The following is an 11276-nucleotide window of genomic DNA, read 5'->3' as shown; positions in this document are numbered from 1 at the left end:
GCACCTGACGGAACGGGCGCTGCTGCAGCGGCGGTTCGACGGATCCCTGCGGGGGCTGCTGCGGCCGCGCGCCGAGCGCACCGCCGAGGCGAAGCGGGGGATCGACGCCGCCCTGACCGCCGCCGGACTCGACCGCGCCTGCCTGCCCAAGGGATCCCGCACGGCCGTACGCGACCTGGAGCGCACCGAGGCGCTGCGCCTCTCGCTCGCCCTCGCCCTCGTCGGCCGCCCGCGGCTGCTCGGCATCGACGACACCGACCTGAAGCTCGCGGAGGCCGAACGGGCCGACATCTGGGCGCAGTTGCGCAGTGTCGCCGACCGCGGCACCACGGTCGTCGCCGTGTGCAGCGAGGCGCCCGACGGCATCGACGCCGTCGTCGTACGGACCACCCCCGCGGACACCACCGCCCCCATCGACACCGACAAGGAGGCGGCCGATGCGCTCGCCGAAGCTGGCCTCTCTTGAACTCAGGCGCTTCGGCAGGGGAAAGCTGCCGCGCGCCGCGCTCGTCGCTCTGTTGCTGTTGCCGCTGCTCTACGGGGCGTTGTACCTGTGGTCCTTCTGGGACCCGTACGGGCGGCTCGACAAGATTCCCGTGGCGCTCGTCAACGACGACAAGGGCGCGACCGCCGCGGGCCGGAAGGTCAGCGCGGGCGACGACATCACCAAGGGCCTGTACGACAGCGACACGTTCGCGTGGCACGAGGTCGGTGCGGCCGAGGCCCGGCGGGGCGTGGAGGACGGCACGTACTACCTGTCGCTGACGATGCCCGAGGACTTCAGCAAACGGATCGCGTCCAGTTCCGGTGACTCCCCCGAGACCGGCGCCCTTCAGGTGCGGACGAACGACGCGAACAACTACATCGTCGGGCAGATATCGCGGACGGTCTTCTCCGAGGTGCGCTCCGCCGCGTCCACGAACGCCTCGCGGTCCTTCCTCGACAAGATCTTCGTGTCCTTCTCGGACATCCATGACGCGACCCAGAAGGCCGCGAAGGGCGCGGACGATCTGGAGGGCGGCATCGGCAAGGCCAAGAAGGGCTCGAAGGACCTGGCCGACGGCTTGAAGGAGGCCAAGAAGGGCAGCGGCGACCTGGCGGGCGGCCTGAAGAAGCTCACCAAGGGGTCCGCGGATCTGGAGGCCGGTTCCCGGCAGGTCTCCGGCGGCACCCAGACCCTCGCCGACACCGTCAACGGCGCCGCCGACCAGGCACTGCCCTTCCTCAAGGGGAACAAGAAGCAGATCGGTGACGCGGCGAGGCTCGTCGCCGACTCCGCGAAGGGCGTGCGCAGCAACCTCGACGGCCTGGTGAAGCTCGCTCCCACGGCCCGGAAGGGGGCCCACGCAGGCGCCGACATCCTTGTCGGGGTCTATGAACGGCGCTGCGAGAAAGCACTCCTCGACGACCCGGCCTGCCCGGACCTCAAGAAAGCCGCCGCCGCGGCCTCGGACGTCGCCGCCGTCTCCGACGACCTGAACACGCTCATCCAGGACGAGCACGGCGACCTGGGCCTCATGGACAGCCATCTGAAGACGCTGCAGAAGCAGTCGGAGGCGCTCGCCGAGCGCGCCCCGACCCTCGACAAGGACGTCGAGAACGCCGTCGCCCAGATCAACAAACTCAACAAGGGCGCGGGCCAGGTCGCCGCGGGTGCCAAGAAGCTGCATACGGGGCTCGGCACGGCGCGGACCGGGTCCACCGCGCTCGACGCCGGGGTGGGCAAGTTGAAGACCGGGGCGAACGACCTCAACGGCGGCATGTTCAAGCTGGCGGACGGCTCCGGACAGCTGGCGGGCGGACTGCACGACGGCGTCCAGAAGATTCCCGACTACGACAAGAAGGACCGTGATCAGCGCACCGAGGTGATGGCCGACCCGGTGCGGCTCGCCTCGCAGTCGCTCCACAAGGCGCCCAACTACGGGACGGGTTTCGCCCCGTACTTCATTCCGCTGTCGCTGTGGGTGGGCGCGATGGTCGCCTACATGTTGATCCAGCCGCTGAACCGGCGTGCGCTGGCCGTGGGCGCCTCTTCATGGCGCGTGGCGTTCGCGGGCTGGCTGCCGGTCGCCGCCCTCGGCCTCCTCCAGGTGGCGGCCCTGATGTCCGTACTGCACTGGGCACTTGGGCTCCAGATGCTGCACGCGGCCGGAACGGTCGGCTTCCTGTGCCTGGTCACCGCGTGCTTCGCGGCCCTCGTGCAGTGGCTCAACGCCCGCTTCGGTGCGGCGGGCCGCATCCTTGTCCTCGCCTTCCTGATGCTGCAGCTGACGTCGGCGGGCGGCACGTATCCCGTGCAGACGAGTCCCGGCTTCTTCAACGCGATCCACCCGTTCCTGCCGATGAGCTACGTGGTCGAGGCCCTGCGGCGGCTGATCTCCGGTGGCGACCTCGGTCCCGTGTGGCAGGCGTGCGCCGTGCTGGCGGCCTTCACCACGGGCGCCCTCGCCCTGACCGCGCTGACGGCCCGGCGCAGGCAGGTGTGGACCCTGGACCGGCTGCACCCGGAGCTGAGCCTGTGAGCGCCCCCGCACGACGGCCTGTGAGAATCGGGGGCATGGAAAGCAGCACACGGCGTCAGGCCACCCGGCAGAAGCTCTACGAGGCCGCTGTCACGCTCATCGCGGAGCAGGGGTTTTCCGCGACCACAGTCGATGAGATCGCCGAGCGCGCCGGGGTCGCGAAGGGCACCGTCTACTACAACTTCGCCAGCAAGTCGGTCCTCTTCGAGGAGCTGCTCCGGCACGGCGTCGGGCTTCTCACCGCTTCCCTCCGGGAGGCGGCACAGAAGGCGGACGAGAACGGCGGCACCAAGGTCGACGCCCTGGACGCGATGATCCGCGCCGGTCTCGTGTTCATCGACGAGTACCCGGCCTTCACGCAGCTCTACGTAGCCGAGCTGTGGCGCACGAACCGTGCCTGGCAGTCCACGCTCGCCGTGGTCCGCCAGGAGGCGGTGGCCGTCGTCGAGGGCGTGCTGCGCTCCGCCGTGGAGAACGGCGAGCTGAGCGAGGAGATCGACGTGCCGCTGACCGCGGCCGCCCTGGTGGGCATGGTGCTCGTGGCCGCCCTGGACTGGCAGGCCTTCCAGCCGGAGCGTTCGCTGGACGACGTGCACGCCGCGCTGTCGCTGCTGCTCCAGGGCCGGGTCGGGGGCGGGCAGCCGCTGACCGGAAAAGCGTGACCTTCATGTGAAGCGCCGGTCCGGCAGGGCCTGTGGTCGTTCTCAGGCCTCACCGGACCGGCGCGTCCCCCGTTGTTCCCCCGTCGGGCCCCGCGTGCGGTCTCCCCCGGGTCCCCCGTGCCTCGCTCCCACCCTTGCGGGCGAGAGGAGCGGCCAAGGGCGCCGCATCCGTTCCGCCGCCCCGTGTCGGCGGTACCGGGAGCCGCGCCCCTCTCCGTGGCCTCCACTCTTCCGTCTGTGCAGGTCGGGGCCCATCCGCGTACCTACTCATCTCACTCTCTAGGTACGGATACTCAGACGGGTGCGCTCATCCCCAGGCACGGAGAGTTCCCCACTGGTTACGATCACGTTCGTGTCCGTACTCCCCCTGGTCTTCACCAGTGGCTGGGCGAGCGGGATCAACGCGTACGCGGTGGTCCTGCTGCTCGGCGTCTTCGGCGCGACCGGGCTGACCGACGAGGTCCCCGAGTCGCTGCAGCGTCCGGACGTCCTGATCGTGGCCGGCGTGCTCTTCCTGTGCGAGGCCGTCGCGGACAAGATCCCCTACGTCGACTCGGTGTGGGACACGGTGCACACCGTGATCCGGCCGGTCTCCGGCGCCGTCGTGGGCGCCCTGCTCGCCGGACAGAGCGGGTCCCTGTCCGACCTGGCGGCCGGGGCGATCGGCGGCTCCACGGCGCTGGCCAGCCACTCCGTCAAGGCCGGGACCCGGATGGCGGTGAACACCTCGCCCGAGCCGGTGACGAACTTCGTGATGAGCACCGCCGAGGACCTCGGCGTCGGCGGCATCATGACGTTCGCGATGTACTACCCGAAGGCGGCCGCGATCACCGCCGCGGTGCTGCTCGTGCTCGGCCTGCTGATGCTGTTCCTCCTCGTCCGGCGTATCCGCCGCTTCCTGCGCAGACGCGCCCAGCGACGCGAGGAGAAACGCCTCGCGCGCGAGGCACCGCCACCCTTGTGACCTGGCAGCGGCGTTGTCAGTGCCTGCCGATACAGTCCCTGGCATGGCACGAATTGCGGTGATCGGCGCGGGGATGGGCGCCATGGCGGCCGCCGCTCGGCTGGCTGTCGCGGGCCACCGACCGGTGGTCTTCGAGCGCGCGTCGACGTACGGCGGTGCGGTCGGCCTGCTGGAGCGTGAGGGCTTCGCGTTCGACACGGGCCCGGGCCTGCTCCCGCTGCCCGCGGTCTACCGCGACCTGTTCGTCAAGACCGGCAAGGAGCCGTTGGAGGACCTCGTCGGGCTCACCCAGATCGAGCCTGCCGTGCGGCACGTCTTCGCGGACGGCACGACGGCGGACCTGCCCAACGCCCGGCGCGCGGGTGTCGCCGAGGCACTCGACGCGGTCGTCGGCTCGGGCGCGGGCGCACGCTGGTCGGCGTTCATGGACCGGGCGCGGGAGGCCTGGGACCGATCCCGCCGCCCGCTGCTCGAAGAGCCCCTGTGGCCGAACTGGCGGGTGCTGGCCGACCGCGAGCCGTATCCGGCGCTCACCCGGAAGCGCCTGCTGCGCAAGGACCGCACCGCGACGACACTCGCCGGGATCGGCGGTCTCGAACTGGGCGGGGACGCGCGCCTGGTGGCGCTCGTGGAGCAGTACGCACTGGCGTACGGACTCGATCCCCGTACGGCGCCCGCGAGCGCGGCCGTGCTGCCGTACATGGAGCAGACCTTCGGGACGTGGGCGGTGAGCGGTGGTCTGCGGGCGCTCGCGGACGCGGTGTACGCGCGCTGCCTGCAGCGCAGGGTCGAGTTCAGGTTCGACGCGGACGTCACCCGGATCGTGGAGAAGGACGGCCGCGCGGCCGGCGTCGAGCTGGGCGACGGTGCGGTGGAGGAAGCCGACTTCGTGGTCGCGGGCGTCGCACCGAGCGTGCTCGACGGCCTGCTTGCCGGACGGTCCGTGCGGGGCGAGGTGCCGGCGCAGTCCGAGTCGGCGCTGTCCTCCCGGCTCACGGTCCACCTGGCGCTGCGCGGTGCGCGGCCCGAGGGCACTGCGCACCGCACGGTCGTGCACGGAGCGGACAGGGACGCCGAGCTGGCCTGGCTGTTCGACGGCGGCCCGCGCCCGGACAGACCCACGGTGGCGGTGCTGCGCACCGGGGACCCTTCGCAGGTGCCGGACGCCGGCCACGAGGCGGTCACGGTCATCGTCACCGTGCCCGCCCACGCGCGCGTGGGCGGGGCCGACGTGGAAGCGGTGCTCGCGGCGACGCAGCGCGCCGTCCCCGACCTGCGCGAGCGCATCCTGTGGCACGAGATCCGTGCGCCTCAGGACATCGCGGAGACGACGGGCGCGGCCGGAGGCGTCGTGCCCGCACCCGCCCTCGCCGCTGCCCGGGGAAGACTGCTGCACCCGGCCAACGCCACGGCGCTGCCGGGGCTCTTCGCGGTCGGCGGCTGGTCGCATCCGGGTGGCGGTCTGCCGCACGCGGGCATGTCCGGAGCGCTGGTGGCGGGCCTGATCGTGGAAGGCCCGCAGTTCCGCGGCTCCCAGTGAGCCGCGGTCCGCGGGCGTCTCAGTACCGGTACTGCTGCTCGTTGTAGCCGGTGTCGTACCCGGTGTTCGGGTCGTGCTGCGGATACGCCGGGTAGGGCTGCTCGGGCGGCAGTTCGCCGCCATAACCCTGCTGCTGCTCGTCCCCGCTGCGCTGCTGCGGGACCCAGACGCCGCCGGGAGGCGTGTCCGCGCCGTAGCCGCCTGCGGTCGCGTACGGGTCGCTGTACTGCTGCTGCCCCGTGGCGTACGGGTCACCGTACTGGGGCTGCGCCGGGTACGTCTGCGTGCCGATGTACGGGTCCGAGTAGGGCGCGGCGTACGGCTGCTGACCGGTGTCGTAACCGTAGTTCTGCTGGTCGTAGCCGTAGGACGAGGTGTCGTAGCCGTAGCCCTGGGACGCCTGCGCGCTCTGGGCGTACGCCGTGTCGCTGTAGACGCCGTACTGGCCGGTGTCGTCGGGCATCGGCTCGGGGGCGTACACGGCGGTGGACTCGGCCGGGGACTCCGGGACCTGCGCGAACTGGGACGTCTGCGCGTACTCCGTGCCCGGGGCCGCCTCCTGCTGGTACTCCAGGTCGGAGACCTGGAGCGTCGGGTCCTGGTGGACCGGCTCGCGCCTGCGGCGCTTGCTGCCGCTCTCGGCGGCGTCGCCGGGCCCGCCCTTGAGGGCCCAGCCCTCCGCGAAGCCGCGGCGGAACGACAGCGTGACGTACGTCTGGCCGATCGCGAAGGCGATGGCGCCCGCCGCGATGACGAACACCGAGGGCATCAGGACGCCGAGGACCACCCCGAGGAAGCCCACGAAGGCGAGCAGTCGCCAGCGCAGGCGCGCCTTGTACTGCAGCAGCACCTCACCGAGGAGCCACAGTGCCACCAGTCCGAACGCGACATAGAGGACCGCCCAGCCCATGTACGCCCCTCTCGTACGGCCGTATCCCCTTGCGGGTACGGGCCATCAGGCCTGCTGGTCGTGCAGGCCCAGGTTTTCGTAGATTTCCAGCGTCGCCGTGGAGTTGTTGAGCGTAATGAAGTGCAGACCCGGTACGCCTTCGTCAAGCAGCTTCGCGCAGAACTCCGTCGCGAACTCGATGCCAATGGAGCGTACAGCGGCTGGATCGTCTTTGGCTGTGAGGATCCGCTCTTTCAGCGCCGGGGGGAAGTCCGCGTTGCTGAGCTTGGGCAGGCGTTCGAGCATGCGCACACTCGTCACCGGCATGCATTCCGGAATGACGGGGGTGTCACAGCCCGCGGCGGCGACCCGGTCGCGCAGCCGCAGGTACTCCTCCGGGTAGAAGAACATCTGCGTGATGGCGTAGTCGGCGCCTGCCCGGCACTTGTCGACGAAGTGCCGCACGTCGGTGTCCCAGTCCGCCGAGCGCGGGTGCATCGCGGGGAACGCGGCGACACCGACGCAGAAGTCGCCCGACTCCTTGATCAACTCGACGAGTTCGGCCGCGTACGTCAGGCCCTCGGGGTGCGAGATCCAGTCGCCCATGGGGTCGCCCGGCGGGTCACCGCGCACCGCCAGCATGTTCCGGATCCCGGCGTCGGCGTACTGGCCGATGATGTTGCGCAGCTCGGCGACCGAGTGCTCGACGGCCGTGATGTGGGCGACCGGTGTCAGCGTCGTGTCGGCGACGATCTGCTGGGTCTCCTTGACGGTGCCCGCGCGCGTGGAGCCGCCCGCGCCGTACGTCACGGAGACGAAGTCGGGTGCGACGGCCTCGACCCGGCGCAGCGCGTTCCACAGGTTGCGCTCGCCCTTCGCGGTTTTCGGCGCGGAGAACTCGAACGAGTACGTCGTCTTGCCGGCCGCGAGCATGTCACGGACGGTGCGGGCGCGATCAGTCCTGGTGGAAGCGGTGCCAAAGGCCATACGGGCAGGTTACTGACGGAATCGGCCGCGCCCTAATCCCCGTCCACCTTGCGGACACACGAGCGAAGGCGGGCGCCACCGGGGGTCACAGGGACCGCAGACGCTTGGCGAACTCGGCGGTCGCGGCGGCCGGGTCGGCGGCCTCCGTGATGGCGCGGACGACGACGACACGGCGGGCGCCGGCGTCAAGCACCTCGTCCAGGTTGCCCAGGTCGATGCCGCCGATGGCGAACCAGGGGCGGTCGGTGCCGAGGGCCGCGGTGTGGCGCACCAGGTCGAGGCCGGGCGCGTACCGGCCGGGCTTGGTGGGCGTCGGCCAGCACGGGCCGGTGCAGAAGTAGTCCACGCCCTCCTGGACGGCGGCGGCGGAGGCCTCCGCGTCGGCGTGCGTGGAGCGGCCTATGAGGACGTCCTCGCCGAGGAGGGCGCGGGCCGCGGGGACGGGCAGGTCGCCCTGCCCCAGGTGCAGCACGTCCGAGCCGGCCGCGTGCGCGACGTCCGCCCGGTCGTTGACCGCGAAGAGCTTGCCGTGCCGGCGGGCCGCGTCGGCGAACACGGCGAGGTGCTCCAGCTCCTCGCCGGCCTCCATGCCCTTGTCCCGCAGCTGCACGATGTCCACGCCGGCGGCGAGGACGGCGTCCAGGAACTCCGGCAGGTCGCCCTGGCGCTTGCGGGCGTCGGTGCACAGGTAGAGCCGGGCATCGGCGAGCAGCGTGCGCTTCGGGTCGGCCATGGGAATCCCCCGTTGTTGACGGTGACGTGCGCACCACGGGGTCCGAGGACCCCGTGGTGCGCACACCGGGCGGTTGTCAGGTCAGACGGCGAGCGCCTGGGCGCGGCGCTTCACCTCCGTGCCGCGATTCTCGCTCAGCGCCTGTGCGGGCGTGCCCGGCAGGGTCGGGTCGGGGGTGAAGAGCCACTCCAGCATCTCTTCGTCACTGAAGCCGTCGTCCCGCAGCACCGTCAGGAGGCCGACGAGCCCCTTGACGATCTTGTCGCCGTCGATGAAGGCGGCGGGCACGTGCAGTGCCCTGTTCTCACCACGGCGTACGGCGATCAGCTGGCCTTCCTTCACCAGCTGCCGCACACGCGTCACCTCGATGTCGAAATGCTCCGCGATATCGGGGAGGGTGAGCCAGTCGGGGACGAGAGCATCGATCTTTGCGTCAATCTCGGTCACAGGACAAGCCTGCCATCCCGGACTGACAGTCGGAAGTCGGGGCCGTCTGACCAGGGGTTTCAGTGACGCGTCGGACGGCACGAGGACTGCTTGTCCGCGGTGACCCAGCCGTGGGCCGTGGTGAGGTCGCGGGCGTAGCAGGTCCCGGTGTCGGTGGTGCCCCGGTACGTCTCGTGGGACGAGCCGTCCGCCTTCTGGACCGCGCCGTCCTTGCGGGCGAGGTCGCCCGTGGCGTCGAGCCGGTCGTCGGTGAAGGCGTCGAGGTGCCACCGTCCGAAGCCGCCGCGGTGGCTGTCCTTGAGGGCGCGGCCCTGGGTGACGGCGGCTTCGAGTTCGTAGTTGTTGTAGTCGCCGTACAGCGGGATGCTCATGTCCACGTCGATGGGGTACGACCAGGCGTGCCGCTGTGCGGTTTCGCGGCCCCGCGCGCGCGTGGTGACGGTCGTCGTCCCGTGGTCGCGCTGGTGGACGACCTGGTCCTGGCCGGTCTTGGAGACCGTTCCGGTGCTGCTGTAGGCGAAGTCCTGGTCGACGGTGGTGGTGACGCGGCCGTGCGAGGTGTTCACGTAGCCGGAGATCTTCCAGGAGCGGCCGGTGCGCACCGAGACGGCGGTGGCGCCGTCGTCCTGTGCGGTCTGCCGCGTGGCGACGTCCGGCGCGAGGCCGAGCGTGTTCGTGGTGACCTTGCCGGTCGTGCGGGCGGCGTGCGCGTCGGTGTCCAGGAAGAGCGCGCCGTCCACGGTCCAGCTGTCGTTGGCACCGTAGGGCGTGATGCTCACCTGATGCGGCGTGCCGTCGGAGAGTTCCCCGGCGAAGGGCGTGAGGTCGATGTCGTAGGCCTCGGTCCTGAACTGGTCGATCGCCGGGACCGGCCGCCACAGGGTGGGCACGATGCCGCCGGAGTAGACGACCGGGTAGGGCTGGGCCAGGCCTGCCGGTACGCCGTCGACCGCGACCTGTACCTCCCGGTAGGGGCCGCCGCCGCACAGGTAGTCGGGCGCGGTGGCCGCGAGGTCGCTGGGCACCGCGTCGAACCACTGCTCGTCGCAGCCGCCTCCACGGGCGTACACCTGAAGCCGCGCACCGGTGATGTTGCGCGGCAGGGTCACCTCACGGGTGGCGCTGCCGCCCTTGGCGACGTCCAGCCAGGGCGCGCTGCCGCTGTTCTCGTCGCCAAGTGGCACTACGTGGTCGGCAGTTGTGGCGGCGGGGTGCTTCTTGTCGGCCATGTAGTACGTGACCTGAAGCTTCATCTTGTACGTGCCGGTGTACGTGTCGTTGACAACGTTGCCCAGCTCGATCTGCAGCTTGTGCGGGTCCTTCAGGAGCGGCGTGAACTCCGTGATGTCCTTGGCGACCGACCACGTGATGCCGTCGTCGTCCGGCTCGGGCGTGGACGTGCGGAAGAGCTCCGCGCCGCCCAGGAAGACGCCCGCGAGACGGTCGTACTGGCGGCCCTTGACGCTGCCCGACCAGTCGAGGACGACCTTGTTCCAGGGCCCCTCGCAGGCGGCGGGCGGGGCCAGCGTCGTCTCGTACGGGGGCTGTCCGAGGGTGTTGCCGAAGTCCTGGCGGACCGTGGTGGTGCAGGACTTCGTGGACGGGCGCGAGACGGGCGGGAGCGCGCTGACGGGGTCCTGGTAGTCGACGGCCGGGTTCGAGCCGGGTTGTGGCGCGTCGCCCGCCTGGGCGGGGGCGGCGGCGAACAGGCCGCCTACTAGTACTGCGGCACCGCACAGGGCGGTGCCGAGTCTGCGGGAGCGCACGGATGTCCTCCGGATGACGGGGTGGGCGTGGGACGCACTGAACGGTGCACAGTGCATCCATGACGCCCCGCCCGACAAGAGGAAGTCCGTGATCCGGACGGCAGTTACCGCACAGCGGACTTCAACGGGCTGGCCGGATCGGCCAGTCGGCCCGGGTCGAGGAGGGTGCCCGCCTCGATGAGCTTGCGTCCCTGCGCCAGGTCCCGGGGCTTGCCGACAGCGAGCACGGCCACCAGGGAGCCGCCCCGCAGCCAGCAGACCGACCAGGAAGCGCCGGTCGGATCGCCGCGCCACACGGCCGTGTCGGCGCCGGCGTGGTGGCCCGCGTACTGCACGAAGCGGCCGAACTGCTCCGACCAGAAGTAGGGCACGGGGTCGTACACCGCCGGTGTCTCACCGACGATGTTCGCCGCGACCGTGCGCGGCCCCTGGAGCGCGTTGTCCCAGTGGTGGACCATCAGGCGCTGTCCGTAGCGCCCCGAAGGGAACGAGGAGCAGTCGCCCACGGCGTACACGTCGGGCACGGAGGTGCGCAGCATCTCGTCCGCCACGACCTCGCGGTGGGCGCCGAGCGCGATGCCGGAGTCGGTCAGCCAGCGGGTGGCGGGCCGGGCGCCGATGCCGACGACGACGGCTCCGGCGGGCAGCCGCGTGCCGTCGTCCAGGACCACGACGCCGGGCTCGATGCGCTCCACGCGCGCGTGTGTGCGCAGTTGGGCCCCCGCGTCCGCGTACCAGGCGGCCATGGGCGCCGCCACCTCGGCGG

Annotated in this window: 10 protein-coding genes and 1 pseudogene; 5 read left to right on the top strand and 6 right to left on the bottom strand. The window is 71.2% G+C overall.

The window, feature by feature from the left end; all coding sequences use genetic code 11:
* From G3I40_RS11620 to G3I40_RS11600, 5 genes and pseudogenes are all read left to right on the top strand, one after another.
* Positions 1-466 (top strand): annotated as a pseudogene (locus G3I40_RS11620) (ABC transporter ATP-binding protein); the annotation flags it as partial.
* Positions 438-2522, top strand: a complete 2085-nt coding sequence (locus tag G3I40_RS11615) for a YhgE/Pip domain-containing protein (protein ID WP_164302087.1) — start codon at positions 438-440, stop codon at positions 2520-2522. The pseudogene G3I40_RS11620 and the gene G3I40_RS11615, both read left to right, overlap by 29 nt.
* A 35-nt stretch (positions 2523-2557) precedes the next feature.
* The gene (locus G3I40_RS11610; RefSeq protein ID WP_164302086.1) at positions 2558-3184 is read left to right on the top strand and encodes a TetR/AcrR family transcriptional regulator; all 627 of its coding nucleotides are present in this window, start codon (positions 2558-2560) and stop codon (positions 3182-3184) included.
* Positions 3185-3536: 352 nt separating this feature from the next.
* On the top strand, positions 3537-4148 hold the full coding sequence (locus G3I40_RS11605; protein WP_164302085.1) for a DUF4126 domain-containing protein: 612 nt from the start codon (positions 3537-3539) through the stop codon (positions 4146-4148).
* A gap of 43 nt (positions 4149-4191) precedes the next feature.
* Entirely contained in the window at positions 4192-5688 is a 1497-nt protein-coding gene (locus tag G3I40_RS11600) for an NAD(P)/FAD-dependent oxidoreductase (protein WP_164302084.1), read from the top strand.
* Between the two features lie 19 nt (positions 5689-5707).
* Here the strand turns inward: G3I40_RS11600 and G3I40_RS11595 are convergent, their stop codons facing one another.
* The 6 genes from G3I40_RS11595 to G3I40_RS11570 form a co-directional block, all read right to left on the bottom strand.
* On the bottom strand, positions 5708-6598 hold the full coding sequence (locus G3I40_RS11595) for a hypothetical protein (RefSeq protein WP_164302083.1): 891 nt from the start codon (positions 6596-6598) through the stop codon (positions 5708-5710).
* 45 nt (positions 6599-6643) lie between these two features.
* On the bottom strand, positions 6644-7564 hold the full coding sequence (gene metF / locus G3I40_RS11590) for a methylenetetrahydrofolate reductase [NAD(P)H] (RefSeq protein ID WP_164302082.1): 921 nt from the start codon (positions 7562-7564) through the stop codon (positions 6644-6646).
* An 85-nt stretch (positions 7565-7649) separates the two neighbouring features.
* Positions 7650-8297 (bottom strand): thiamine phosphate synthase, encoded by a 648-nt coding sequence (thiE, locus tag G3I40_RS11585; protein ID WP_164302081.1) that lies wholly within the window; start codon positions 8295-8297, stop codon positions 7650-7652.
* A gap of 81 nt (positions 8298-8378) precedes the next feature.
* On the bottom strand, positions 8379-8744 hold the full coding sequence (locus G3I40_RS11580; RefSeq protein WP_164302080.1) for an Rv2175c family DNA-binding protein: 366 nt from the start codon (positions 8742-8744) through the stop codon (positions 8379-8381).
* A 59-nt stretch (positions 8745-8803) separates the two neighbouring features.
* Positions 8804-10510: a peptide-N4-asparagine amidase gene (locus G3I40_RS11575; protein WP_343244898.1), complete on the bottom strand. Its 1707-nt coding sequence runs from the start codon at positions 10508-10510 to the stop codon at positions 8804-8806.
* A gap of 104 nt (positions 10511-10614) precedes the next feature.
* The coding region (locus G3I40_RS11570; RefSeq protein ID WP_164302078.1) for an oxidoreductase C-terminal domain-containing protein at positions 10615-11276 on the bottom strand (662 nt) is incomplete at its 5' end.

The organism is Streptomyces sp. SID14478 (assembly GCF_010548525.1).
Classification (GTDB): domain Bacteria; phylum Actinomycetota; class Actinomycetes; order Streptomycetales; family Streptomycetaceae; genus Streptomyces.
The sequence above is the reverse complement of the archived record's forward strand: the minus strand, read 5'-3'. Positions and strand labels throughout refer to the sequence as shown.

Excerpts from the sequence above, each read along its gene's own strand:
- G3I40_RS11615 (WP_164302087.1), top strand. The coding sequence starts at position 438 with ATGCGCTCGCCGAAGCTGGCCTCTCTTGAACTCAGGCGCTTCGGCAGG.
- G3I40_RS11610 (WP_164302086.1), top strand. The coding sequence starts at position 2,558 with ATGGAAAGCAGCACACGGCGTCAGGCCACCCGGCAGAAGCTCTACGAG.
- G3I40_RS11600 (WP_164302084.1), top strand. The coding sequence starts at position 4,192 with ATGGCACGAATTGCGGTGATCGGCGCGGGGATGGGCGCCATGGCGGCC.
- G3I40_RS11595 (WP_164302083.1), bottom strand. The coding sequence starts at position 6,598 with ATGGGCTGGGCGGTCCTCTATGTCGCGTTCGGACTGGTGGCACTGTGG.
- metF (WP_164302082.1), bottom strand. The coding sequence starts at position 7,564 with ATGGCCTTTGGCACCGCTTCCACCAGGACTGATCGCGCCCGCACCGTC.
- thiE (WP_164302081.1), bottom strand. The coding sequence starts at position 8,297 with ATGGCCGACCCGAAGCGCACGCTGCTCGCCGATGCCCGGCTCTACCTG.